The organism is Streptomyces sp. Ru71 (assembly GCF_002920535.1).
Taxonomy (GTDB): domain Bacteria; phylum Actinomycetota; class Actinomycetes; order Streptomycetales; family Streptomycetaceae; genus Streptomyces.
The window spans coordinates 1-24,688 of record NZ_PQSS01000065.1; the positions used below are offsets into that span (position 1 = coordinate 1).

Consider the following 24,688-nt stretch of genomic DNA (forward strand, 5'->3'; position numbering starts at 1 on the left):
AACGAGTCCGCTGCGCTCCCCCGTTCCGACTAGTGCTTCGCTCAGTTCACATCCCGCTTCACATCCCGCTTGCGGGGTGTGAGGGTCCGTCCGCTGACGCTCCCGGCCCTGGGGCCCGCTACGCGGGCGGCTGGCTGTAAGCGGGGGCGGGGTGGGTTGGCGTCATGTCAGATGCAGATTGTCGGAGGCCAAGCCCTGCATCAATGATGCACTGCGCAGAACCTGGAATTCAGCCCGGTTCCCGCCTGGACGCCTGCGCGGCCCCTTTTGCACCGGCGTGACACCGAAACCGTCGCGTGGATGTCACCGAACTTCACCGCGAAAACGTCACCGAACTTCACCGCCTGACCCACCCATCCTGGTAGGACGAGCCCGGAGGGGGGGAGCAGACCGCCCGGGCAGTGCGGAGGAGAGAGCAGCAAGGGACAGGGAGAGCGGGGCAGCTGCCTGGCCCGGCCCACCCCCTCACAGGCACACACGCCACACACGACGGCATCGCGCGGCGGCTTCGGGCCGACGCGCAACTAACACCGCCCCGTCCCCTATCCCCGAAGCAGTCACCAACACCGCACCCCATTCCTCACTCATTCTCCAACCGGGCCGGGGCAAGTGGCAGCAGAGGGGTTGTCAGCTGTCCGACCAACTGTCTGTAGGCCGTTGACCAGCAGGGACGCAGAAGCCGGCCACGAGGTCGCCGCAACCACCAGTGCAACACCTGACGCAACATCGGGCGAAACCGCGTACGCAACGCGAGGTGCAACGGGCTTCCTATCCCGCATCACAGCCACTATTATTTGAAGTGTTGGGGGAGGCGAACCCCGACAACCGCAGAAGTCCAACGAAGGGGAAGACGTGGAAATCCAGATCCTTGACGGCATCGTGCGCCGGTTACGTGGCCAGGACGTCCCCATGGGTGGCCTTGCCATCCAGGCCCGCACCATCGCCAACTTCCTGCCACTCATCTGCCAGCGCGTAGGGGCGAAGGTCGTGCACAACTCCGACGCCAGCTACACCGGAATCCGGTTCGACACCAAGGTTGGGCCGGTGGTGCTGGAAATGCCGATGGGTGACCAGCCGTACCGGCTCGTTCACGAATTCATCGAGCCCGACGCGCAGGGCCGCACGGAAGTGGAAATGCGGCGATTCCCGCAGATCTACAAGCCCCAGGGAGTCGCGCACCTGACGGCCGAGTTCCTCCGCTCGCGCGGATTCCTCAAGTAATCCGCTCAGGGGGCGCTCAAGGTGAGCGCCCCCCAACCCACCTGACATCAAAGGGGATGGGAGCCATGGAGAGCACACGAATGGCGCAGCCGGCCGAAGAGGCCGGGGTGCCGCTCACGGTGGCGGAGCAGGAGCAGGCGGCGTACGCGCTAAAGGAGTTAGCGCGTAGCTTGGGTGACCCGGAAGCGTTGCGGGTGCCGTTGGAGCAGTTGGAGATGGTCCGGCCGTTCTTCGAGCTGGGTTGGGCTCTGGGGGTACGCACCGGGCACACCGGGTTGGCCATGGCCGGTGTCCCTGTGGACCGTTCCACGGTCGCGCGTGCGTTCGTCCTGCTGTTGGCTCAGCGGATGGCGGACCCGATGGTGATCGCGGTCGCGCGGAGTCTGGACCCGCAGCACGTTGGGCCGGTGCTGTGGCAGAAGGCCGACTATCACGGCAGCCTGACACAGCGGCACGGGACGTACTGGGTGTGCGCCATCCACGCGTACGCGGACCCGTTCGGCGGGGAGCCGGAGTTGCGCTACGACCTATGTGAGATGCGTGGCGTGGCAGTCGTGCCTGTGGTCACGCGTGTGCGGCGTACGAGCCTGACGCCGTTGCCGGAGTACCGCGCCACGGTCTGAGTGTGCTGGTCAGGGGTGGGTTCACACAACCCTGAAACACACTATTATTGAAGTTGTTCGGGGGCGGTGGCCCCGCCCCCGAACCGCAGAAGCCAACACGAAGGGGAGAACACCGCATGACTCAGCAGTTCGCCGAGCGCGCCACGAACGTGGCCCCCACCGGTGCCCGCAACGCCGACCTCTGCGACCTGGTCCGCATCCTGGAGGACCAGAACCGGCACAAGCTCGACGTGATCGCCCCCGCCGCCGCCCTGCACTTCCGGGAAGGCAACCTGCACGTCGAGGGCATCGAGTCCCTGATCACCGAGGACGGGGTGACAGAGGTCGACGGCATCTACCGGCCCACCGGCGTGGCCGACGAGGGGATCTCCGACAAGCTCCGTATTCCGCTCGCCTACCTGCGCCGCATGCGCGCCGAGAACGTCCCGCTGCTGGACGAGAACGTCAACGCGTGGCTGCGCGAGGAGCCGGAGCGCCGTTTCATGCTCCGCGCGTTCCGGGGCGACAGCGGCCCCGGCGTGCCGCCGGGCGAGGGCGTGGCCCGCGCGCTGCTGTCCGACAGTTACAAGCTCATGGACAACTTCGACATGCTGCTGGCCGCCCTGGACGGGGTGCGGCAGTCCGGCCACCCCACCCGCGTCACGGGGTGCGACCTGACCGACCGGCGCATGTATGTGCGTGTGGAGTCCGAAGCGGTCGCCGTCCAGGCCTGCGAGCTGCTGCGCGGCTACCGTTCCCCGTTCGACGGCCGCAGCGGCGACGAACTGCCGATGATCTCGGCCGGTTTCGTCATCACCAACAGCGAGGTCGGCGCCGGTGCTTACACCATCACCCCGCGCGCCGTCATCCAGGTGTGCCGCAACGGTCTGACCGAGACCAAGGACGTCATGCGCGCCGTGCACCTCGGCGGCAAGCAGGACGAGGGCGTTGTGTCCTGGTCCGGGCAGACCCAGCGTAAGACGCTGGAGCTGATAACCTCCAAGACCGCCGACGCCGTGCGCACCTTCCTGTCACGCGAGTACGTCGAGGCCAAGGTTCGCCAGGTGGAGGCCGCCGCCGCCAAGACGCTGGCCGAGCCGACGAAGACCATCGAGCACGTCACCAAGACGCTCAGCATCGGTGCCGAGGCCAAGGACATGATCCTCTCGCACTTCGTGCGGGGCGGCCAGATGACGGCCGGGGGCGTGATGCAGGCCGTCACGTCGACCGCGCAGACCCTCACCGACGCCGACCAGGCCGCCGCCCTCGAAGCGCTCGCCCTGCCCGCCCTGACGGCCGCCGCCGCCCACGGCTGACAGACCCCGTGCGGGCCGGGAACCTCCCCCTCCCCTGGCCCCGGCCCGCACGGGCCCCACGCCCCGCCCAAGCACCCGGCGGGCACCCTCCCGGACCGCCCGGGGGTGCGCGCCCGGCCCCAGCGCGCGGAACACTCCCCCATCCGGCCAGCGCGGAGCGCGCCCGCCCCTCCCTCTGCCGCGCAGCGGCAGCGCGACGCATCTGCGGAGCAGACCGCGGCGCCCCCAAGAACCCCGCCGCGCCACGAGACCCGTACGCCGGCCCCCGGTGCCCACCGCCCCCGTCCGCAAGGAGTACCCGCATGCCCGCACGCCCGGAGCTCACCCGCCCCGCCGACGCCGCCATAGCGACCGCCATGAGCCGCACCCTGACCGCGCTTGCCGCCCTGCTCCAAGCACTCGCCGACGGCCAGCACACAATCAACCTCGTGGCCGAGCGCACCGACGACACGTTCGTCCGGGCTCAGGCCGACCTCTGCGTCGGCACCGCCCCGCTGCGCCTGGCCGTGCTGGACGAGGACGACTTCTGCGCGCTGCGCACGCTGCTGGTGTTCGCGCTGGAAGGCAGCACCGTACGCAGCGCCGTCCTGGTCGCCACCACGGCCGCCGAGCCTCACCCCCGCGCGTGCGGCTGGACCGTACGGAACAGGTGGCTGCACCCCATGGACACAGCCGAACTCCAGCAGGCCGTCATCCCGTGCCCAGACGTCCCCGCCGCACGCCCGGACGTCTACGACGCGCCGGTCCTGCCCCAGATCCCCGACACCGACGGCCCCCGTAGCTGACAAGCCCGCCGTCACCGCCAACGGCTACTGCACCAACACCACCCCGCCCCCCGGGACCATCCACGCCGCCAACGCCACGAACACGGGCGCGAAGTTCTTCCACCTGCACGGCCGCCGCTACGGCGCCTGCCCGTGCGGCAAGGAAGTGTCCCTGACCAAACAGGCCAACCTGCGCCGCCACAAGCCACCCCAGAACCAACCCACAGACGCCGTTCCCGCCTCCCCTCCCCCAGGGAGACGGAAACGGCCGACCCGGCCAGTCCGCCACTGGCCGATGAACTGCCGCCCCGACGCTCGCACCCTCCCCTTCGGCGAGCGCGGGGCGGCAGACCCCAACCCACCCAACCGACCAACCGCCGAGGAGCAGCAGTCATGAACCACCGAACCTGACCATCGACACGCCCACCGGCCCCGTGCGCGCCACCGCCGGCCCCCGCCAGCACGACACAGTCGTCTTCGAGTTGGGTGGGGCAATCCGCGGCGCGGTGCACGTCACCGGCACCCACCACCCCCCGCCACTGGGACCGGTTCACCGCAATGCGCGCCTGCCTGGGCCCCCGTCAACGCCTTGAGACCACCACCCCCGACGAGGACCTGCCGCGGCTCTCCCGCAGCAGCGGCTACCGCGGCAGCCTGACCCTTCACAAAGACGACTTCACCCACCGCCCCCACGTCTCGGTGTAGCAGATGGAGGCCGCCGCTGGACACCAACCGTCCGAGAAGACGGCGACGACGCTCACCGCCGTCCTGCACGCCTGCGCCGCCCATGTCTCGCAGCACGACGACCAGCCCGCGATCCTTCCCAGGCAGCGGGACGCTCCCGCCCTGCTGCGGTTGTTGCTGTCACACTCCGATCCCCGACGCGGATTGCATCCCCTTGGGCGCTCCCCGACCCATACCACTGCACACTCGATGCGCAGTCTCGGTACCGTCGAGGCTAAGAGCCTTGACGGATGGAGCACGATGCCTAGCAGCCTGCTGGATCGCCGGCGCCTCACCTACAGGGGGGCGCGCTGATGCTTGAGGAAGCCGAAGAGATCGGCGACCGCGTACGCCGCGCCCGGCTCCGCCTGGGCATGACTCAGGCCGACCTCGCTACCGCCCTGGGCAAGACGCAGGGCTGGGTGTCCAAGATGGAACGCGGACTCATCGAACTGGATCGCGTCGGACTGCTCAACCTGATCGCCTCGGAGCTGCACGTACATCCGAACGACTTGATCGGACGGCCGTACAACAGCTCTCCGGCCGAGAACCAGTGGCAGGTCTCTGCCGCAGCGATCATGCGCGAACTGCGCCGCTACGACCTCGCTCCCGTCTTCGACGGGACACCCCGGCCCGCTCGTCAGCTGTGGCAGGAAACCACTCGGCTGCACCGCCTGCGCGATGCTGCGGCCAATACGGCCATCATGGAGGTACTCCCCGATCTCTTCCGCGAGACGCGCGCCCTGGCCGAAGTCGCCACGGGCCACGAGCGGGAAGAGGCGTACGCGATCTACGCGGTGTGCTGCAAGTTCGCTCACACGTCCGCGCACGCCCTGGGTCACCCTGAGCTGGTCGCCATGGCATGTGAACGGGCCGCTTGGTCCGCGCGGCTGTCGGGCGACCCGGTCATACCTGCCGTCGCCGACTGGATGCGTATGTGGGACATGTGGGCCACGGCGGACTGGGATGACGCCATGGCCCTGGCTGACCGAGCGCTCCGAAGCGTGCAGCAGGAATACGACCGCGGTGAGCCGCTGGCCGTGCGGGCGTGGGGGTCCCTGCAACTGCGTGCGGCTGTCTCGGCTGCGCGGGGTGGTCGCAAGGCCGAAGCGAAAGACCGGATCAAGCACGCACGGGCTGCCGCCAAGCGGATGGAGACCGCCGGCCCTCCGGTCTACGACCGCCACAGCCTCACCTTCTCGCCGGGTAACGTGCAGATCCACGCGATCAGCGTCGCCCTGGAAATGCACGAGCAACGCGAGGCGCTGTCGATAAACCGGCGCACGAGCAAGGAAGTGATCGAGTCGCTTCCCAACTCTCGTCAGGGACACCATCACATGGACCTGGCGCGGGCCTGGCTGTGGGACGGGAACCGCGACAAGGCGCTGAAGGAATTGGAGAAGGCTGAGCGCATCGCCCCCCAGCTCGTACGCAACCACCCCATCGCCCGGTCAACCCTGCGCAGCATCGTGTACGCCGAACGGGCGAGCACCCGCGAGAAGCTGCGTCGCATGTCAGACCGCTTTCACCTCGACGGGTGAGGGTCGTATTCCTACGGTTCATATTGGGCCCCGGAGACATTTCTAGCTTCGGGGCATGGCCGAACGAACCGCGAAGCAACTTCCCGCTCATGGCGCTGCGTTAAGCGCTGGCGCCCCGTTCCACCCCCGCCTCGGCGACTTGGCGCTCGACCTCGCCAAGGGCGGGAAGATCGGCGTATGCGTCGCCCTGCCGAGCGACACCTCGGCGTCGTACCACCTGCGCCCGCCGGGTGGGGGCGAAGACTGGCGGGCCAAGTCGGACGGAACCACCCTGCGCCCCGTGCCCGTCCCGGTCACGCACGTCACGCCGATGCGTCGAGACGCCATCTACGATCACCGCGCCCGGCAGGCCGCGCTGCCCGTAACCGTCCACTACGAAGACGGCGGCACCTGCGAGACAGTGCTCGTGCTCACCCCGACGCAGGTTGAGCTGTACTCCATCCAGTTCACACAGCTCATCGCCGCGAAGGAATCGGCACGGGAGCACGCGCGGTGAGCCCGGCCGTGCTGACGCTCGCCCCGCCGGCCTTTGCACGTGCCCCAATGCGGTCGCCAATAGCCTTCCGCTGTGAGGCGACCGCCCACGACCTCAGCGGCTCCCGCGAGGTGCTGCTCGCCACCTACCGTGGCCGCTCCCCGCGCCTCGCCGCCCGCTGGCTCCGCGCGGAAGCTCACCACCTCGCCCGGCTGCTGTCCCCGGCCCCTGACGCCCTGTACCTCCGAGACGCGCCCCTCACTGCCGCTGGCCCAGACGTTCCTCGCCCTGACGCAGACCTGCGTGCGTGGGCAGACGATGACCGCGCCTACGAGCACGCGTTGCGCTCCCTTGCCACGGGCCGGGCATTCATGTTCACCGTGACGGACTCCGACGCCCGGTACTCCCTGGGCGTGTATCCGCTGCCCACCCGTCGACCAGCGCCCCCGCAAGCTCCCGTCCCCGCCCGGTGCCCACCCCACTGCCCGGAGGGGACGGGCCGCCACCGAAGACCACGGGGCGGCGCACCTTCCGATGACTCCCGCCCCCGGGCTTTTCCTGGTTCCCTCCCGGCGCGGGGGCGGGTCCACCACTCGACCGCCCAACCACACCCGCCGCTCTGCGGCGCTTTCCTGCCCATCTACCGAGGGGAAGACGCGGTGACCACCTATCCCGTATCGCCGAACACCGTGCTCGCCAACGCGCTCACGAGTGCGGAAGACCTGCTCAGGCCGCACATCGTCAACGCGGAACCCGAGCGGATCGTGTTCGTGGTGGGAACGCAGATCAACGGAGCCCCGCACATCGGAACGTCCCTGGTCCAGTCGCTCACCTTCGCCACCGCGGCCCGCATCCGCGACCGGTTCGGCGTCCCGGCCGTTGTACAGCTCGGCGCACTGGACAACGCCCCGTACGCCATCATCACCGACAAAGAGAGCGGCCACCGCTACCAGCGCGCCTACGCTCACGCCTTCGGCGCAGCCGGCATCGCCGAGCAGATCGACAAGCTCTACCGGCCGCTGTTCACCGCGCTCTCCGAGCGGCTGAAGGTGCCGTTCTCGGTCGAGACGTATACCCAGCAGCAAGCGGCCCCGCACTTCCGACGCACCTGGCTACGGGTGCTGCCGCGCATGGACGCTGCCCGCTGGTACCTGTCCCCGTCGTCCGGCGTGCCGCATGTCCGTGTCCCCTGCCCGCGTCCGGGTTGCGGGTGGGCCGAGAAGTACGCCGAGCGCACCCGTGTACGGGACGACGGCTTCGAGCGGGCAACGGTCTCGGCCGTGTGCCTCCACCACGGCGAGTACGAGGTGGTCATCGAACCGACGGACGGCGGTTACCTGGACCTGGCCACGCTCTACCGGAACCTGGTCAAGGAACTCATGATCAGCGGGGCGGTCGGCACGCTGTACGTCATGGTCAAGGGCAGCGACTGGATGCCCGGCTGCATCCTCGTCGACGGTGCCCTCCAGGCGGTCGGCCTCACCCCCGGGCAATTGCCCGCCCGGCTGTTCTGCCCCCAGGTGGTCACGGACACGGGCGCGAAGCTGTCCAAGTCCCTCATCCGCGAGGGTCGCGCACCCTTGCCGGAAGGGGCGGCCCCGTGGATGCTCGACACCCGAGAGTGGCCCGGCTCGTTGGGTGAGTACGTCGACCGCTTGCTCGGTCTGACGGACGTGTTACTCGCCGACCCCCGCCACTTCTTCCGCTCGTACTCGGCCGGTGAACTCGGCCGACTCATGTCCACTGCAACTGCTAGGAGCGTTCCCGCCCGATGACGGAAACTGCCGCCGCGCGCGTCCACGAACTGAACCTCTACCGCCGGTACTTCGACCTTGTCGCCGCTGGCCAGAAGACGATCGAAGTGCGGGTGAAATATCCCCACCTCAAAGACCTGGCCGCCGGGAACGTCATCCGCTTCCGCATCAAGGGCACGGACGAGACGTGTGACGTCCTGGTGAAGCGCGTCACGGAGTACAAGACCTTCGAGGAGCTGCTCGACGGGGAGGGTCCGGCGAACGTAAACCCGGCCTCCTCCCGCGAGCAGCAGCTCACCAACATCCGCGAGATCTACCCGGCGGAGAAGGAAGCGCTCGGCGCGCTCGCCATCGAGATCGAACTCCTGCCGCAGTGAGCCCGCCGCGCCGCCCTCGCTCCCAAAAGGGCGGTGAGGCGCCCGCTCTTGTCGTCGTAAAACTACTGACGGGTCCTAACGGTGCGGCCATCCTTGCCGGTGGTGACGATCCGGTGGTGGTCACCTTGCCGCTGGGGCGGTCTCGGTCACCGGCCCTTCCGCCTCGTCATAGGCGATCGTGGTCCCCGCCCGCTGCTGCTCCTCGCCACCCAGGGTGAGCGTCTTCACGATCGGCGCCCCACCCAGTTCCAGCTCGCGACGGGGCTCCACCTCCGCGCCGGGGAACCGCTCCGGGCTGGCGGTGGTGACCTTCGCGCCGACATGCGCGCTGCCGGGCCCGTAGGCGAGGGTGGTGGCCACAACACCGACCGTGGCTTTGGCGACACGGCCGAGCCGTTTTGAAGGCCCGCTCGGCCGCGGACGGCGTGGGTGTGTTCCTGCCGGCGAGGAGGGTTTCCTGCTCGACCTGCGTCATCGAGGGCAACGGCGGCGACGACACCCTGACCGCAGTCGGCGACAGTGTGGTGGTCGTCGGCGACCACCCCATCCACGGCAACGACGACACGCACTTCTACACCCGCGGCAACGTCGTCACCACCCGCTGGCCCGACCCGTCCAAGGCCCCCGGCGGACGTGGACCTGGGCTTCCCCCGCAACCACTGACACATGACAGGCACGGCTGGACGGATCGGAGGATCCGTCCGGGCTGCTTCGCGCCGCCATCCGGTTGCACTGCGAGCCCGCGTCGTTGCTGGCCGCGCCCCGCAGGGGCATCGGTCTGCACGGACGACCGTGCCGACCGAAAGGCAGAAGGATGATGAGCAGTCGTCAGGGAACCGGAGCCAGGAAGCGGCTCCGTCGTGCCGCCGCGAGCGGGTTTGCGGGGGCGCTCGTGCTCGGAGGCGTCCTCGGTCTCGGCGCGACGGACGCGGGCGCGGCGGCGCCGACCTGCCTGGGCCGCCCGGCCACGATCGTCATCACCACGCCCGGCGTGACGACGAACGGGACCAGCGGCGCGGACGTGATCATCGGGACCTCAGGCGATGACATCATCCACGGCTTGGGCGGGAACGACCGGATCTGCAGCCTCGGTGGCACCGACGTCGTCAGCGGCGGACTCGGCAACGACCAGCTCGACGGCGGCACGGGCTCCGACGAGCTGGTCGGCGATACCTTCGGCGTTCAAAGCAACACCACGGGCGGCGGCAACGACCTTCTGATCGGAGGCGACGAGGCCGACACTCTGATCGGGGACAGTCGGTCCGTGGACGGCGGAGACGCCACAGGCGGCGGGAACGACCGCCTGTACGGCGGCGACGACGCCGACGTCATGATCGGCGACAGCTACGGCACCAACGCGTCCGACGGCGGGCGCGACTACCTCGACGGCGGCGACGGCACCGACGACATGGGCGGCGACTCCCGGGCCCTTCACGGCACCGCCCAGGGCGCCGGCGACGACGTGCTCTTCAGCGGAGCGGGCGCCAGCGACCGCATGGTCGGCGACAGCGACGCCGACGGCACCGTCGAAGGCAACGGCGGCGATGACACCCTGATCGCGGGCGGCGCCAGTGTGTTCGTTATCGGGGACCACAACATCCATGACGAGTTCGGCGGTTACGCGACGGGCTCAGGCCGTGACCACATCATCGGCACCGGCGGGCCGGACCTGCTGGTCGGCGAGAGTTCGGTGGTCGACGCCAACCTCAGCTCGGCCAGCGCCGACCGGATCGAGGGGGGCGGCGGTAACGACCAGATCTTCGGGGACAACACCGACTTCTTCGTCACCAGGACGGTCGGCACCGCCGGCGGCCGCGACGACCTGCGCGGCGACGCCGGCGCCGACACCCTCCGCGCCGGCCCCGGCGACGACGACCTCGACGGCGGCGCCGACGGCCCGGACGTCTGCGACGGCGAGGCCGGCACCGACAGAGCCACCCAGTCCTGCGAGACAACCCCGAACGTCCCGTAACGGCAGCACAGCAAAACCCGTGGGCCCCCGGGGGGTGCGCGTCGACATACCACCGGGGGCCATGTCCGTTCGTCGACATACCACCGGGGGCCATGTCCGTTCCGCCCCGGTACCGGATCCGCGCCGTGTACACCGACGCGACGATCACTGACCAGGCGTACAGCCCGGCCGCCCGCGACGGCCGCTGCCCGGCCACGTGGAAGCGGGACCGCATGACGTGCATCTTCTCTGCACCAACGGCAGGAGCCAGGGGCGGCAGGTCTTATCGGGCGGGCGTGGCCGTAGGCCCCTGGACTTTCAGGACGACAGCCGTGCCACCGATGGTCCGGTCTTCATGCATCGTGATCGTTTGGCCGGGCTGGAGGTGTCGCCACTGCGAGGGGTCGAGGGGGGCAAGCCGCACCGAGGAACGCTCGCCAGGCCCCAGAGCGGGGGTGAACTCGACCCAAAGGCGTGCGATGTTGAGGGCTTCCTCACCGGTTGGTGTTCGATTTCCGATGCTCCACATCGGCCGCAGAACACCGGCTCCGGAGAACGGAGTCTGCCGTCGGCTCTCGCTGGCCGGCCGAAGCGTGAGATCGGCGCGGATGATCCCGTTTCGAGATTCGTAGCAGCGCCAGTGGCACCAGGCCGCGCTCCTCTCCATCCGCATCTGCCCGGCGGCCGTGGCGAGGCTCTCCCAGAAGTCGAGCGGAAGCGGGTGGACGTCGCCGAGTTCCTCCAGGAGTCCAAAGGCCGTCTCCCACTCGTCGTGGGCGAGGTAGTCCCAGACATCGTTGATCGTGATGTCGTTCTCGGTGGCGATCTCTGCGGGGACCAGCAGGGAGGCGGCTTCCAGCAGCTCGGGGACGTCCATGCGTTGATTGTGGACCACGGTCTCCTGGCGGCGGCAGGAGTACCCCCGATGACCTCCATTGAGCAGATCGCGACCCTGGCGACCTTCTAGGCGGTATGGGCGGTTCTCTCCGTCGGTCACAACTTCGCGGATCACGTGATCGGGCAGACCGACCAGCCGGCCGCGAGGAAGGCGGCGCCGTCGGCGGCCGAGGTCGCGACGGCGTGAGCCCGCGGCCGGGCTGGGGTGCGTGCCTGGGACACGTAGCCAGTACCACCTGGTGATGGCCGTGACGCTGGCCCCGGTCTAGGCCGTGCTTCCGCTCCAGATGTCCAGGACCGGCTTAGCCGCAGGGCTCGCTCCGTCCGCGACAACGCACGCGTCCTTCTTCTCTGAACTTCCTGTCGCCTACCTGTCTGCCCGGCGGATCTGGGCGCCGACATGTCAGTGGGCTCTGGCAGCATCACGGCCATGACCGACATTGATGACCTCGTGCAACGCGTTGCCACCCGGGCCGCATCGGACAGCAAGGACCTTCCCGCGCCCGTCGACAACGCCCAGATCGCGGAAGCCGAGAGGCAACTGGGCTTCGCGCTGCATCCCCTACTTGCGCGCCTGTATCGCGAGGTTGCTGACGGCGGCTTCGGCCCTGACTACCGACTGCTGCCACTGCTTGGTCCGGGCTCCAGCGTCGTTGGCGAATACCTGACGCGACGTGAGGCGTCGGTTGGAGTGGAGCACCCGGAGTGGCCCGAAGGCGTCGTACCGATCCTGACCTGGGGCTGTGGCATGTATGCAGGCGTTGATTGCCTCAGTGACGACGGTCAGGTCCTGCTCTTCGAGCCGAGCCCGTATAGCGGCGGATCGTGGGATGAGTGTTGGTTCCTCGACTCCGCCAGCCTCGCAGCGTGGCTGGAGATATGGCTCGCGGGGACGGGCTGGTTCGAGGAGGACGCCTTCGACGGGGGCGACGTGGTCGAGCCTCAGCCGTGGGAGCAGGCCGCGGGTCGGCTGTCGTCTGGCGCATAGCGAAACAGCAACGCTTCGTCCCGTTGGTGCAGGCGCCGTCGTCCCCGGCATGCTCACGGCTCCCTACTTGCCGCTCGCGGGATTCACCACTCCGGGCGGATGTCCGCACTCCCGTCGTCGCCGCCGCTGTGGATTGCGGGCCGACCGCAGCCAGGTTGAGGCAAGAGTCCAGAGAGAGCTGGGCGGCCGGGGCGAAGTTGTATCGCTCGACACCCGCCGCCCCATCTGCCGCGCCAGAACGCCCGCCGCGTCGGTCGTCGGCCATGGCGCGCATCATGGTCTGCAAGCACCGCAATTCACCCGTTTTTGCAGGTCAGGGGGTGGGTTCGCACTCACAATACTCACACTATTATTAGCAATGAAGCGGGGTCGTCACCTCCCTCACAGCATGGCGGCCCCTTGCTCCTTCCAGCCCCAGGAGTTGCCATGCTTCTAACGCTGCGCCGCGCGCTGCGATCGGCGCTTCCGATACCGCCCGCCGTTTCAGCGCCGGCATCGCAGCGCTATCGCCCGCCGCTCGCGAAGCGCTCAGCACCGACGTCACTGCCGAGGAAGCCATCGCCTACAACCGCAGCCGCGCCGCCACCGCAACCGCCGTCGCCCTTTACCGCAGCGGTTACACGCTGCCGATGAGTGACCTCGACCTGGACGACGCCGTGCACGCCCTGGACTTCCCCCACTCGGTGCCAAGCCCGGAGACCCGCGCCGCCATCCGTGCCGCGCTCGCCGCCCTGGATGCCGACTACACCATCACCGTCACCCACTGACCAGCCGTACGCCCTGACCTGCGGGCCGCCCCGCGCGGGCGGCCCGCGCCGGAAGGAGACCCGGTGTTCCTCGTCGTACTCGACCCCGCTCACGGACTGGTCGCCGCCCCCAGGTCCTCAGACGACCTCTCACCCGGCACAGAGGAGACCCTCACAGCCCAGGGATTCGCCTGGAACAGCGAAATCGAGGCGTTCACCCGACCGACCGACAACAGCCCCGCAGCTGTGGAACTCACCGCCGACACCCTGCGGGAACTGGGCCACTACGTCCTCTCCTCCTACGCCTTTCTGCCCACCGCCTGACTGGCGCCCCTCTCCAGCCGGCCATCCGCCCCCGATCCCGCAGGTCCCCTGCACAGATGGAGTTCCGTCATGCCCCGACGCCGCCGCCAGCCGCCCGTCCGGTACACCGTCATCGAGCACGCGGCCCACCAGAGCGTGGTCAATCTGCACGGGTACGTGCTCGGCCGGTCCGGCCGCCGAGGCCGCGGCGCCGGAGTTGGCCTGCGACCGACCGGCGTCATCGCGGCCGTAGAGAGGCTCGACGCCGCCCAGAGCGGCCCAGCGGCCGCCGAGCCGCGGATCCTGCGCCGGTACGCATACGCCTGGAGCCTTCGCTGGACGAGATGCTCTCCGTGATGGGAGGTTCCAGCTACGACCGCCTGGAGACGCTCATGTCCGCCGGACATCTGGCCATGGTTTTCAGTCGGCCGCCGAGTGCCTCGGACATTCCAGACTGGATCACCGAACGGCGTCGGAGCTCGGCGAACGCATCGCTGACCTGCGGATCGCTTCACTCCACACGCAGGAGTCGCTCTGCGAGGCCACCGAGCTGTGCCGCAGTCACCTCCAGCGCATCGAGTCCGGCGAGACCGACCCGCGCTACGGTGACCTGTTGGGGATCGCCGACGCCTTGGAAACTCGCGTCTTTGTCCTCACCCGCTGATCGGGAAATGCCCCGCCCATCTGCCACGGGGCAGATGGGCGGGGCGGTTCCGGGTTGCGCTGCCGAGGTGCTTCAGGAGCGTGGCGGGGCGGGGCGGCGGAAGACCTCGGTCGGCCGCCACGGTTCAGGCCGCGCGGGCAGCTTGCCGAACTTCGGCAGGGGAACCCGTTCGGCCCGCGCCATGGCGTCCTCGCCCGTCTCGGCCGCGGCGGTGGTGAAGTCCTCGGCAATCCCGGCCGGTGCCCACTGGTGGCCGTCCCACTCCTGGATGCCGCGCGGCGCGTCGGGCCCAACGTGGGAACCGCGCTCAGAGTCGTCGCCGAGCGGCATGGCCCGCCGCTCCCCGGGCGCCGGCCGACGCTGCTCGCGGCGTGCCGCCCACTGCTCAAGGGGCTCGTCGTCCATCCCGTGTCCCTCCCTCGTCGAGTCCGTCCAGTGTGCCGCGCCCGCCCCGCGGGCCGGAAGCGCCCACCGGCCTCACAGCGTGGCCGTCCACCCGCCGCGCGACAGCGTCGTCTCGCCATCGGGGGTGATGGTGACCTTCGCCCCGTACACAGGCAGTTCGCCGTGCTCCAGCCACCGCCATCGAATCTGTTCCAGGAGGTCGTACAGGCGGCGCGGGCCGCCCTGGTGCACGGTGGTGTGCCGGTCGCCGGGCTCTGTGCGCGCCCGGGCCCAGGAGCCGTCGGGATGCAGCATCCACGTGAGGCGGCTGCCGTCGTCGGCGGTGCCGGTGCGGTGCTCGATGCCGGGGGCCGTCAGAGAGAGCATCGACCACACCTCCCACGCCCGCATGACGTCCAGGACGGGGAACGGCGAGGAGGACACCTCACCGTCCTCCTGACACGCCGTGGTGAACAGGTCGTCCAGGCCGGGCGGGTAGTCGTCACCGGCGCGCGTGACCATGAACGACGCCCGATCCCACTCCACCCGCCCGCTCGCCCCTCCGTCCTCCCTCTTGTCGGCAGTGACGATCAGGCCGGTCCCCGCCAGGGTCGTCACCAGGCGCCCGCCCGGCGCGAGCGCTGCCAGCCACGCGGCAGGGATGCGCGACACGGACACCATGGACACGATCCGGTCGAACACGCCCGGCAGTTCGCTGCGGCCAGCGTCCGCGGTGACAACGGTGGGGTGCCAACCGATCCGGTCCAGGCGCTCGGCGGCCGCCTCGGTCAGGTACGGATCGACGTCCAGCGTGGTCACCAGGTCGTCACCGAGCCGGTGGCAGGCCAGGGCCGCGCTGTACCCGGAGCCGGTGGCCAGGTCGAGGAGCCGCAGCCCGGCAGTGAGCCGGCCGTGCCGCAGCATCGCAACGACCAGACTGGGAAGTGTCGACGAGGACGTGGGCAGGCCGGTGACCACCTGGCCGACGCCGGCATGGTCGGCGTGCACGTCCCCGACCCGGGTGACCAGGGTGGCGTCGGAGTAGGCCGCGGTCGCCCACGCCTCCTCGTCGGCCGGGCCGTCCACGACCGACCACCCGCGCGGGCCGGGATGAAGCCAGCGCGGCACGAGCAGGTGCCGGGGCGTCTCCCGCAGCGCCGCCCACCAGCCCGAGCCCGGATACGAGACCTGCTCGGCGAGCGCGGCCGCGCGCGGTTTCCAGTCCATCAGGAGCCTCCTTGCAGCTCGTCGGCTATCGCCTCGACCATCGGCAGGCCGGTCGCCACCTGGATCCAGTCCCACTGTCCGCACGGGTTGACCTCCAGGAACGTCCACTGCCCCTCGGGGTCCACGATGAAGTCTGCCGCGCCGTACCGGAGTCGGAGCACGTCCATCAGCCGCAGCATCGCGCGGCGGACGGGCCGGGGCACCGTGGTGATCTCGTAGGTGAGGGAGGCGTAGTCGCTGCGCCAGTCCTCGTGGGCGGCCTCGCTGCCGGCGTGGATAGCGGCCGCGAACATCCGCGTCCCGACCACGGTCAGGCGCACCTCGTACGCCTTGGGAATCCAGGTCTGGAACAGGTGGGCGGTGGTGCTGATGCCGTCCAGGTCGCGCAGATCCTCCGGGGTCAGGCGGCGCGTGTAGACGGACTTGAGCTGCCCGTCCTCGATGAGGACGGGCGAGGCGACCGGCTTGCACACCAGCGGCCGGCCGGTGTCGACGGCGAACGCGAGGACGTCGTCGGGCCGGTTGGTGATCAGGGTGTCGGGGATGGTCAGCCCGACCGAACGCGCGGCGGCGAGCTGCACGGGCTTGTACTCCGCTCGCGCCATCGCGGTCGGGTGGTTCACCCACCGGCACTCCAGTGCGGACAGGACACCGCCAAGGCCGGCGCGGGCCTGAGCGGCGGCGAATCTCTCCTCCGGGCCGGACATCCCCTCGGGGAACTGGAACGCTCTGGGGGCGCGGTAGTACACCGCGCCCACCCGGGACAGCTCCACCGTCCGGTGATCGGTGGTGAGATCGCCCGTCCACGCGTCCTCCTGGCCGATGCGGCCAGACAGGGCCAGCCGCAGCGGGAAGTCGGCGGTGTCCATGCGGAACACCTCTGCTCCGCGCTCCTCCAGCTCGACGACGACCCGATCGGTGGGCCAGTCGTCGGCGGCGGCAACGATGAGGACGGGCGCGGCCATCAGTCCTTCGGCCCCTCGTCCAGCGGCGGCGGGTTCGTCGTCGACCCGCCCGGCACCGTCGGCGTGTGCGTGTTGGCCATGCAGGTGAGCAGGCCGCCGTCGTCGCAAACGTTGACCTGCCGACCGTGGTCGTAGACGTGCGCCGGGATACGGACGGCGTTGGTGGAGTCGGGGACGCGGGCGAACCGCAGCGCCCACGGCCGGGTCGCCGGCTCCGACGGCGCCTCCGCGCTGAACGGGGTACGGCCTTCGGGCGGGGTGAGCGGGAACGCGTCCCGCTGCAAAGCTGTCGTCATGATCTTCTCCATTCGGTGTCGTGCGGCATCCAGCGCGAGCAGACCAGGCCGGATGCCGTCCAGAACCTCTGGCAGTGGCTGTGTTTCAGGGAAAAGACCCGCCCCAAGGCTCGACCTGTCCAGGGTTGGGGCTTGGGGCGGGTGTCTTGCGACCCCTCCCGCCGGGTCCTGCGGTCCGCTGACGGGAGGGGCGTTTCTGCGGTGCGGCCCTGACCCTGCGACCGCCCTGGGCGTGCGCTAGCTGGACGTCCGCGCCAGCACCAGGGCGAGGACCTGGGCAGTCACAGCCGCCACGTACACGAGCAGACCAGTGATCGTCTTCATCGCTGTGCGTGGCCCCTGGCCTCGTAGTGGTCACACAGGGCGCGCAGCACGCGAGCCAGGCGCCGGGCGTGACCGGCCTCACCCCCGTAGCGGGGGCTTGCCTGTTCGCTCAGCTTGCGCCGGGCCTCACCGACGCAGGCGAGCGCGCAGTAGCGCGCGATGCTGTCCTCCGGCTGTCGTGCGGCCCTGGCTTCCACCAGAGGGATCAGCAGCTGCAGGTGGCCGCGGAGCAGGGCGGTCAGCGTCTCCAGATCGTCGGGCGCCGGCGGCGGCATCTCACGACCGTTTTCCGGGCCGAGCAGCAGCGTCGCTGTCTCGCGCATCGTGGCGATGTCCGCAGGGGCGGTTGCGTTGCTGCTCTCGATAACGGTGTTCACCGGGCGGCCGCCTGTCCGCCGCGGCAGCGCGGGCACGCGCACGGGGGGAAGGCGGACGTGGCCGGCGGCGGCTCCTGTGCGGGCAGCACGCTGACCTTGCCACGGTCCTGGGTGACGGTGCCGTAGCGGTCCACCGTGTAGACCCGGATCGTCATCTTCGATCCGGGTGAGCAGTCCTGGCTGGGACAGGTACCGTTCGTCATGTCGACGCTCCTACGTAGCGTTGGCCACGCCCCGGGGCCGTCGCGAGCGGTCGCCGGGGTCTGCCGGGGTTGTGGCGGTCACGCCGGTGTTTTCCTTGCGCGGCAGCCGCATGTGACGATCTGCCACACGCGATCGCTGCCGCGCAGCACGACGTGACCGGCGGCGCGCAGGGTCTTGTTCACTGCCCCACAGTCGAAGCAGGCTTCACCGTGCAGCCGGGCGATGCTCAGCCGCCCATCGATGACGGTGGGCGCAAGCTGTGTGTCGGGCACCGCGTCCCCCATCTGCTGCTTCCTACGCGTGCAACAGATGGTGGGGGCTGCCGGGAACCCTAAGTACCCCGCCCAGGGGTAGCCGCAGGGGGGTCGGCTGAGCTCAGGTTGCGGAGCACCATTCGGCGAAGTTGGAGAGGGTCTCGGAGTCCGCGCGCTTCAAGCGGCGCAGCGTGGAGGCGTCTTCCCGCACCCAGGGGTGTTCGCGCGTGTGCTGCGGCGCGATGCGTCGGGCGACCTTCAGCGACTCGAAGGCGTCGTCGGCCATCCCCGACCACAGTTGCGCTCTGGCCAGTTCGATGTAGAACCCGGATCGCCGCTCGGCTGGGAGGTTTGCAGGTGGCTTCCACTCCCTGGCCACGTCCAGGGCGCGGCCGACGTGCTCGCCGCCGAGGCTGACGGCGACGGATACCTCATGGATGCGAACGGAGTCGGGTCCGAACGCGGTGCCGTGGTACACGTCTTCTCGTACCCGGCTGGCGAGCGCCTGGGCCTCGTCGAGGTGGGTGACGGCGGCTGATGCGTCGCGCGCTCGGCCGGCGATGACTGCGGCTCGCATGTGGAGCGCTCCGCGGGCCGCGATGTCGGGTGTGCTGGCGGGTGCCGGGGCCGCGTCCAGGGCTTGTTCGAGAGCGCGAAGGCCTGCGGCGTGGGCGCGCGCGGCGAAGAAGGTCTCGGTGCGCACGTAGGCGACGGACGCAGTCAGCAGCGGATCGTCTGCTTCCGGAACGGCCCACCTCATGAGCTCAACGAGTCGCGCGGAGAGGTCGCGCGCGCCGAACTTGTACGCGACTGCGTCGGCTGAGCGGTACGCCTGGACCAGGAGGCCGGCCAGCTCGGCTCGTTGGCCTGACGCGGTGGCGTGGTAGGCGCGAGCCAGCTCTGCGAGCAGGTCAGGCATCCGGCGGGCAATGCGCGTGTACTGAGCGGACAGGCGCCAGTCGGCGGCCTCGCTGACAGCGACGTGCAGCTCCGGGAGGGGCCGGGTAGGGCCGTCTTCGGGCACGTCGTACGTGGCGATGACCGCGGAGAGGGCGGGGAGGGCGTCGTGCACCGGAGTGTGGGCTGGGCCGCGGTCTGTGCGGAGCAGCGGGGGGTCGAGGGACAGGGCGGCAGCGATGGCTTCGAGGGTGGCGTCGCCTACCCCTCGCTCTCCACGCTCGATCTTCCGGATAGTCCCGAGCGCGACGCAGGCAGCCTGGGCGAGCTGCTCCTGCGTCATGCGCCTCAGCCGCCGGTAGTAGGCGATGCGACGTCCTACCCCGCCATACCCAAGTGCTGCCACTGCGGCTCCAGTTCAGTACGGTCATTTCAAACCGTACCGGCACGGAGACGCTCAGTGCACGACTTGGAGCGTGGTGACAGACGCCAGGTGCCTGGGCCGCGGCCCGCGCGGTCAGTCGCCGGCAAGCGCCACGAGCTGGGCGAGACTGTCGATCCGCCAGTCCGCCGCTTCCCTGACGTCCGGGTCATCCGCCCACAAGTACCCCCACGGCCCACGGCGCAGGTGCGCCACACGAAGCCCGGCCGCCTTCGCCGGGAAGACGTCGTTCGCCGGGTGGTCTCCCACGTACAGGGTGGCCTCCGGGGCTGCCTGCGCGACATCGATGACCCGCTGGAAGAACTCCGGCTGCGGCTTCGCGACCCCCCACTCGCCCGACGTCACAATGAGATCAGCCGGCAGATCGAGGGCGCGAAGGAGCTCGCCCGCACGCGGCGTCTGATTGCCCGCGATGACCACGCGCGCACCGGCCTGCCGGAGGGCAGTCAGCGCCGGGCGCACGTCGTCATAGAGATCGCTCTCCGCCAGCTGTTCCCCCCGGCCGGCAGCCTCACGAGCGTGATATTCGGCAGCAACGTCGATGTCCGGCCGGGCCAAGCGGAGCGCCTCAGCGTTGTCGACTCCTTGGGCGACCACTGCGCCGACAAGAGCGGACAGCGTGTGGCGGGGGATGCCGAGCCAATCGGCCCATGAGGCCCAGTAGCGGTCATCCCTGGTGATGGTCTCACCGACGTCGAACACGAACGTTTCAATCACGCGAGGAGCCTACGGCGCGCAGCGCCAGCTGCGCACAAGCGATGCGGGCCCGAAATGCGAAGCAAATCGCCCATCCGGCGGAAGATCCTGACGTACCTCGACCGGTAGATTGCCGAAAAGAACACCATCGCATCTACCTGCGGCTCCAGCGCGACGAAATCTCAGTTCCGGGCGGCCACCAGGTGATCACGCCTGCCCAGCGCCGTCACGCACCACAGCGGGGCGCGAGCCTGGCCCTCGCCCTGCGGCTCGACCGGCCCCCCGGGTGTACAGGCACGCCGAGGACGTTCAGGCCGCCGAGAACCCGCTGGCCGTCCTGGACACCGACGAGCAGGTCCTTGGGTGCTGCCATCCGCGCAACTGGGCTTGCTCACCTGGGCCATGAACGTCCGCAACGCACCGCTGCCCTCATCATCCGGGCAGCGCCCGGACTTGGACGCCTAGAACCGGGCCACCCACCTACGCAGCCGACGCCCGCCCACCACCTGACCCCGGCCCAGCCCGGCAACCGACCACCCGGCGCCAACGGACCCCAGACGCACGGCAGTTCAGCGGTCAACACAGCGCAGCAGACCCACATTTGCGCAGGTCAAGGGGTATCTACCCTCCACAACAAGACACACTATTATTTATTTCATGGGGAGTTGGTTGTTTCTCGCAATTCGCCGATGAGGCAAAGGAGGAGAGCCGCATGGCCATCGCCGTCTCGAACCCGACCGACGAGCACGAGGAGGCCCCGCCGCAGGTCGTCAGGCTCGACCCGGCACTACTGGTGCGCGACGAGTGCAACGCGCGCGAGCACGACACCGAGCCGGACGAGAAGCTCATCGCCTCCGTCAAGGAACTCGGCGTCGAGGAGCCCATCAGCGTCCGGCCCCGGCCCGACGGGACCTACGGCGTCTTCAAGGGCTGGAGGCGTGCCCAGGCGGCCCAAGCCGCCAACGCCGCCGCCGAGCAGGACGGCCGCCCCGTACGCCTGGTCAAGGCGTACGTGCGGGAGGACCTGGTCGGCCGCGACGGCTGGACGCGGTTTCTGTCCCTGGTCGAGAACGACCACCGCGAGGGCATGAGCGAGCGCGACACGCTGCGGGCCCAGGAACTCGCCCTGATCGACATGAGCGACGTCGACCGGCGCACGGCGGCCAAGGCTCTCGGTGTGGGGCGCAACGCGGCCAGGCAGGCCAAGGCGGCGCAGAAGCTCACCGATGCCACCCTGCGCCGTACAGCGGCGGCAGGCATGGACCTGGAGCAGACGGCCCAGCTCGCCGAGGTGGCGGGTGTGCGGGGCGCGGAGGACCGGCTCATGCGTGCGCTCCAGCGGGACCACGCCGAGGGCAAGGGCGGGCGCGGTCACTGGGATCAGGAGGTGGCCCTGCTGCGCGCCGAGCTCGCCGACGCCCAGGCCCGCGCAAAGGCCGAGGAGGAGCTGAGGGCGGCGAACATCCCCCTGCTGGGCCGGGTGCCGTCCTGCGAGAAGGACCCCTCCCGTCCCCTGACGGAGCTCACCAGCGGGCTGGGCAACCGGCTCACCGAGGACAACCACGCGAACTGCCCCGGCCACAGCGCTCGCCTCGACGACGAGCACCGGCCGGTGTGGCACTGCGCCGACCCGGCCGCGTACGGCCACAAGGTCCGGGCGCGGCCGAAGAAGCCCAGGACCGAGGAGGACGAGCACAAGGCCGAGGAGCGGGCCCGGATCGTGGCGTGCAACCGGGCCTGGAAGGCTGCCGCCGGACCGAGGCAGGAGTTCGTCAAGCGGCTCGTGCGCGGCAAGACCCTGCCCGACGAGGCCCGGCTGTTCGCCCAGCAGATCCTGATGGACCTGCCGCGCTTCTACAGCAAGTGGGCCGACAAGCAGCGCACCCAGACCGTGGCGCTGCTGCTCGGAACCAAGGACCCCGACAACGACTCGGCCTGCGAGACCGCCGCCAGCTTCCCCAAGAACCGTCTGGCCAACGTGCTGTTCGCCCACATCGCCGCCGCGTTCGAGGACGCCATCCGCGAACCCAAGCAGTTCGATGCGGCCCGGATGACCCACGTCTACCTCTGGGAGTCCCCCGACCGGCTCCAGGCCGCTTACCTGCTGCTCCTGGAATCCCTCGGCCAGGCCGACGACGGCAGCTACCAGCTGTCCGAGGTCGAGCAGCAGGCCGTCGCCAGCCACCGGCCCACCGCTGCCGCCTGACCCACGCGGATCCGGCGGGTGCCGGAAGACGGTGCCCGCCCCGGAACGCCAGACCGACCCCTCGGCCCCATCACGAATGCCGCGTGCGGCGCAGGCGGATCCGGACCCGCGCGAGGCGGGACAGCCCGCCGGCTGTCCCGCCCCCTGACGAAAGCGACGTGTCACCCACCATGTCCGCCTCCGCACACGCCTTCGAGGACAGACCCCACCAGTCGGTGCTGGTCATCAGCGACCGCCTCGACCACGACCCGATCGGGCTGCTGCCGTGCCCGGTCCCTTTGAAGCACGTGCCCTCACCTCTGTTCACCTCCGACGAGTTCCGGCGCGCTCCGCTCGTACTCCTGGACGACCGCAGCTCCACGAACTTCACGCTCCGACACATGCCCCGCCGACCGGGCCTGAGGGGGCCTCCGACCCAGACGACGCCACGGCGTATCCCCGGGCGGCGGCCATCGGCGCCGAAGCCGTCCTGCCGGCCGGGCAAGACCTGGCCTGGCTGCACCTGCGCCTGCACGCCGCCACCGACTGCCGCTACGCCCCCTGGGAAGCGCTCCTGCCCGAACCGCCCCCACAGGAGAACAGCTGATGCCCGACCGTCGCCATTCCCAGCCGGCCCGCCCTCCCGCGATCCGAAGGAAATCACCGATGCACCCGATCCCCCAGCGCTGTGCGCGCCAGCCGCTGGCAGGCGGGCTGGTGGTGCCGTGGGTGTCTGTGATCCACGGCGGCCACGCGGCATTCGGCAGTCTCGACGCCGAGCGGGCCCGTACCGCGTTCCTGCACCGCCTGTGCCAGATCTGCGGCCAGCACCTGGACGAGCGGTGCTTGTTGATCGCGCGCCCGGCCGACGTGACCCAGGGCTGCTCCCCGGAACCGGCGCTACAGCCCGAGTGCCTGCCGTACGCCGCCGCGCACTGTCCCATGCTCAACGGCACGGCCACGCAATATCGGCAGCGTCCGGTCCAGGCCAGCCACCCGGCCGGGCGGCCCTGCACCGATCCGTCCTGACCGTGCCCCTCGCTATCGCCCGACGAGGGCCACGCCGCCCGCAGCGGCAGCCCGGCCGACCGGTACGAGGCATGGATGATCCACAGCCGGTACCACCGCCTGGTCTTCCCGCCGGACCGGCCCGACGTTCCCTCCGGCATCAGCCTCGACGTGCCCGTCCTGCGCAGGCGACTCCTGCGCACCGCCCAGCTCACAGCCGAGCAGGAACGCCTGACGGGGCTGGTGCGCAGCCTCCTGGACGGCCACCCGTGACCCCCACTCGCCCCATCCCTTCGTTGAAGGAGGCTTGTGTGATCAGGCCCGACCCGGCCACGCCCGAGGGCGCAGCCGTCATCGACCTCTACGAGCAGATGAACGCGCTCAATGACCACACCGGCAACTGGCCTGGTGCCGACACCGTCGACATCCTCGGCGCATGGCTCGACCGGTTCGACTTCACCGGCCCGGTGCCCCGCACACGGCTCGTCGCGGGCAGCGTCTGGGTGCTGCGCCGCCAGGACCGTCACGTCGACGAGGTGACGCTGTGGAACGACGAGGACTCCGCGCTGGCCGACCTGGCCGGGCACGTCCGCAGCAGCTGGGACAACCTGCTCGGGGACGACGGCATCCCGCAGCACCCACCCCGGAACGACCGCGAGGCCGTCGACCTGTACTACGGGGCGGACCACGCACGTGGAGACGAGCACTACTCGCTGTACGCCGACACCATCGGCCGACTGGCGCGAACCCTGCCCGCTCCGGACGGTTTTCGCTTCCCGGACGAGGAGGTCTGCGCCGAGGTCAACAGCGCAGCTGTCTTCCACCCGATGGCCGGCCTCGACGACGAAGGTCTGCCGTGCATCGAGATCGCCGGAGTCCTGGTCTTCGCCTACCTGGACGCCGACATGCAGGCCGTGCGGGTCTCAGTTCACCTCGACACCCCCGACGGACTGCTCGTCCACCCCGGACAGACGGTGCCTTTGCATATGGAGGTCGATGACTCCACCGTGTTCAGCGCAGGAGCCACACCGGCGCCAGCGGCAGCCGGAGGGTGGCGGCAGTGGCCGCGACGGGTGCGCCGCTGGATACAGCGGACGAGGCGTTGAC

General features: G+C 70.0%; 29 protein-coding genes. 18 read left to right on the plus strand and 11 right to left on the minus strand.

The window, feature by feature from the left end; all coding sequences use genetic code 11:
• Positions 1-852: 852 nt before the first annotated feature.
• From C3489_RS28840 to C3489_RS28885, 8 genes are all read left to right on the plus strand, one after another.
• Positions 853-1,221: a hypothetical protein gene (locus tag C3489_RS28840; protein ID WP_103785019.1), complete on the plus strand. Its 369-nt coding sequence runs from the start codon at positions 853-855 to the stop codon at positions 1,219-1,221.
• 65 nt (positions 1,222-1,286) lie between these two features.
• Positions 1,287-1,844: a hypothetical protein gene (locus tag C3489_RS28845; RefSeq protein ID WP_103785020.1), complete on the plus strand. Its 558-nt coding sequence runs from the start codon at positions 1,287-1,289 to the stop codon at positions 1,842-1,844.
• Positions 1,845-1,960: 116 nt separating this feature from the next.
• A complete protein-coding gene (locus C3489_RS28850; RefSeq protein ID WP_103785021.1) occupies positions 1,961-3,139 on the plus strand; it encodes a DUF932 domain-containing protein in 1,179 nt (392 codons plus the stop codon).
• A gap of 302 nt (positions 3,140-3,441) precedes the next feature.
• Positions 3,442-3,924 (plus strand): hypothetical protein, encoded by a 483-nt coding sequence (locus C3489_RS28855; RefSeq protein WP_103785022.1) that lies wholly within the window; start codon positions 3,442-3,444, stop codon positions 3,922-3,924.
• A gap of 1,016 nt (positions 3,925-4,940) precedes the next feature.
• Positions 4,941-6,167, plus strand: a complete 1,227-nt coding sequence (locus C3489_RS28865) for a helix-turn-helix domain-containing protein (protein WP_103785023.1) — start codon at positions 4,941-4,943, stop codon at positions 6,165-6,167.
• A 55-nt stretch (positions 6,168-6,222) separates the two neighbouring features.
• Positions 6,223-6,663, plus strand: a complete 441-nt coding sequence (locus C3489_RS28870) for a hypothetical protein (RefSeq protein ID WP_103785024.1) — start codon at positions 6,223-6,225, stop codon at positions 6,661-6,663.
• A 638-nt stretch (positions 6,664-7,301) separates the two neighbouring features.
• Positions 7,302-8,417 carry a hypothetical protein gene (locus tag C3489_RS28880; protein ID WP_103785057.1) on the plus strand — a complete coding sequence of 372 codons (1,116 nt, stop codon included), beginning with the start codon at positions 7,302-7,304 and terminating at the stop codon, positions 8,415-8,417.
• Positions 8,414-8,773: an ASCH domain-containing protein gene (locus C3489_RS28885; protein ID WP_103785025.1), complete on the plus strand. Its 360-nt coding sequence runs from the start codon at positions 8,414-8,416 to the stop codon at positions 8,771-8,773. The genes C3489_RS28880 and C3489_RS28885 overlap by 4 nt, the downstream gene beginning before the upstream one ends.
• 120 nt (positions 8,774-8,893) lie before the next feature.
• Here C3489_RS28885 and C3489_RS28890 read toward each other — a convergent pair whose 3' ends face one another.
• Complete coding sequence (locus C3489_RS28890) at positions 8,894-9,133, minus strand: hypothetical protein (RefSeq protein WP_103785026.1); 240 nt, start codon at positions 9,131-9,133, stop codon at positions 8,894-8,896.
• A 532-nt stretch (positions 9,134-9,665) separates the two neighbouring features.
• Here C3489_RS28890 and C3489_RS28900 point away from each other — a divergent pair.
• Positions 9,666-10,745 (plus strand): calcium-binding protein, encoded by a 1,080-nt coding sequence (locus C3489_RS28900; RefSeq protein ID WP_181139894.1) that lies wholly within the window; start codon positions 9,666-9,668, stop codon positions 10,743-10,745.
• Positions 10,746-11,007: 262 nt separating this feature from the next.
• Here the strand turns inward: C3489_RS28900 and C3489_RS28910 are convergent, their stop codons facing one another.
• Positions 11,008-11,601 carry a hypothetical protein gene (locus tag C3489_RS28910; protein ID WP_103785029.1) on the minus strand — a complete coding sequence of 198 codons (594 nt, stop codon included), beginning with the start codon at positions 11,599-11,601 and terminating at the stop codon, positions 11,008-11,010.
• A gap of 450 nt (positions 11,602-12,051) precedes the next feature.
• Between C3489_RS28910 and C3489_RS28915 the strand changes: the two genes are divergently transcribed.
• The 5 genes from C3489_RS28915 (at position 12,052) to C3489_RS40085 (ending at position 14,322) form a co-directional block, all read left to right on the plus strand.
• Positions 12,052-12,609 carry an SMI1/KNR4 family protein gene (locus tag C3489_RS28915; protein ID WP_258055000.1) on the plus strand — a complete coding sequence of 186 codons (558 nt, stop codon included), beginning with the start codon at positions 12,052-12,054 and terminating at the stop codon, positions 12,607-12,609.
• Positions 12,610-13,238: 629 nt separating this feature from the next.
• Positions 13,239-13,376, plus strand: coding sequence for a hypothetical protein (locus C3489_RS39620; RefSeq protein WP_258055001.1), 138 nt, complete (start codon positions 13,239-13,241; stop codon positions 13,374-13,376).
• Between the two features lie 63 nt (positions 13,377-13,439).
• Positions 13,440-13,679 carry a hypothetical protein gene (locus C3489_RS28925; RefSeq protein WP_103785031.1) on the plus strand — a complete coding sequence of 80 codons (240 nt, stop codon included), beginning with the start codon at positions 13,440-13,442 and terminating at the stop codon, positions 13,677-13,679.
• 69 nt (positions 13,680-13,748) lie between these two features.
• The gene (locus C3489_RS28930; RefSeq protein ID WP_103785032.1) at positions 13,749-14,015 is read left to right on the plus strand and encodes a hypothetical protein; all 267 of its coding nucleotides are present in this window, start codon (positions 13,749-13,751) and stop codon (positions 14,013-14,015) included.
• A gap of 97 nt (positions 14,016-14,112) precedes the next feature.
• Entirely contained in the window at positions 14,113-14,322 is a 210-nt protein-coding gene (locus C3489_RS40085) for a helix-turn-helix transcriptional regulator (protein WP_107499755.1), read from the plus strand.
• 72 nt (positions 14,323-14,394) lie between these two features.
• Here the strand turns inward: C3489_RS40085 and C3489_RS28935 are convergent, their stop codons facing one another.
• The 9 genes from C3489_RS28935 to C3489_RS28975 all read right to left on the minus strand — a co-directional run bounded on the left by C3489_RS28935 (position 14,395) and on the right by C3489_RS28975 (position 20,409).
• Positions 14,395-14,727, minus strand: coding sequence for a DUF6087 family protein (locus C3489_RS28935; RefSeq protein ID WP_103785033.1), 333 nt, complete (start codon positions 14,725-14,727; stop codon positions 14,395-14,397).
• Positions 14,728-14,799: 72 nt separating this feature from the next.
• Entirely contained in the window at positions 14,800-15,933 is a 1,134-nt protein-coding gene (locus C3489_RS28940; protein WP_103785034.1) for a methyltransferase domain-containing protein, read from the minus strand.
• Positions 15,933-16,898: an ATP-grasp ribosomal peptide maturase gene (gene tgmB / locus C3489_RS28945; protein ID WP_103785035.1), complete on the minus strand. Its 966-nt coding sequence runs from the start codon at positions 16,896-16,898 to the stop codon at positions 15,933-15,935. Before tgmB ends, C3489_RS28940 begins: the two co-directional genes overlap by 1 nt.
• Complete coding sequence (gene tgmA / locus C3489_RS28950; RefSeq protein ID WP_103785058.1) at positions 16,898-17,194, minus strand: putative ATP-grasp-modified RiPP; 297 nt, start codon at positions 17,192-17,194, stop codon at positions 16,898-16,900. The genes tgmB and tgmA overlap by 1 nt, the downstream gene beginning before the upstream one ends.
• Before the next feature lie 320 nt (positions 17,195-17,514).
• A complete protein-coding gene (locus C3489_RS28955) occupies positions 17,515-17,895 on the minus strand; it encodes a DUF6415 family natural product biosynthesis protein (protein ID WP_146075365.1) in 381 nt (126 codons plus the stop codon).
• Positions 17,892-18,098 carry a hypothetical protein gene (locus tag C3489_RS28960; RefSeq protein ID WP_103785037.1) on the minus strand — a complete coding sequence of 69 codons (207 nt, stop codon included), beginning with the start codon at positions 18,096-18,098 and terminating at the stop codon, positions 17,892-17,894. Before C3489_RS28960 ends, C3489_RS28955 begins: the two co-directional genes overlap by 4 nt.
• Before the next feature lie 78 nt (positions 18,099-18,176).
• Positions 18,177-18,383 carry a hypothetical protein gene (locus C3489_RS28965; protein WP_103785038.1) on the minus strand — a complete coding sequence of 69 codons (207 nt, stop codon included), beginning with the start codon at positions 18,381-18,383 and terminating at the stop codon, positions 18,177-18,179.
• 91 nt (positions 18,384-18,474) lie between these two features.
• The gene (locus C3489_RS28970; RefSeq protein WP_258055005.1) at positions 18,475-19,620 is read right to left on the minus strand and encodes a helix-turn-helix transcriptional regulator; all 1,146 of its coding nucleotides are present in this window, start codon (positions 19,618-19,620) and stop codon (positions 18,475-18,477) included.
• A gap of 147 nt (positions 19,621-19,767) precedes the next feature.
• A complete protein-coding gene (locus C3489_RS28975; protein WP_181139895.1) occupies positions 19,768-20,409 on the minus strand; it encodes an HAD family hydrolase in 642 nt (213 codons plus the stop codon).
• A gap of 691 nt (positions 20,410-21,100) precedes the next feature.
• On the opposite strand from C3489_RS28975, the gene C3489_RS28980 reads away from it, so the two are divergent.
• From C3489_RS28980 to C3489_RS28995, 4 genes are all read left to right on the plus strand, one after another.
• The gene (locus C3489_RS28980) at positions 21,101-22,594 is read left to right on the plus strand and encodes a ParB N-terminal domain-containing protein (RefSeq protein ID WP_103785040.1); all 1,494 of its coding nucleotides are present in this window, start codon (positions 21,101-21,103) and stop codon (positions 22,592-22,594) included.
• Between the two features lie 645 nt (positions 22,595-23,239).
• Positions 23,240-23,602, plus strand: coding sequence for a hypothetical protein (locus C3489_RS39625; protein ID WP_258055002.1), 363 nt, complete (start codon positions 23,240-23,242; stop codon positions 23,600-23,602).
• A 75-nt stretch (positions 23,603-23,677) separates the two neighbouring features.
• Positions 23,678-23,854: a hypothetical protein gene (locus C3489_RS39630; RefSeq protein WP_258055003.1), complete on the plus strand. Its 177-nt coding sequence runs from the start codon at positions 23,678-23,680 to the stop codon at positions 23,852-23,854.
• A 38-nt stretch (positions 23,855-23,892) separates the two neighbouring features.
• On the plus strand, positions 23,893-24,687 hold the full coding sequence (locus C3489_RS28995) for a hypothetical protein (protein ID WP_103785041.1): 795 nt from the start codon (positions 23,893-23,895) through the stop codon (positions 24,685-24,687).
• Position 24,688 lies beyond the last annotated feature (1 nt).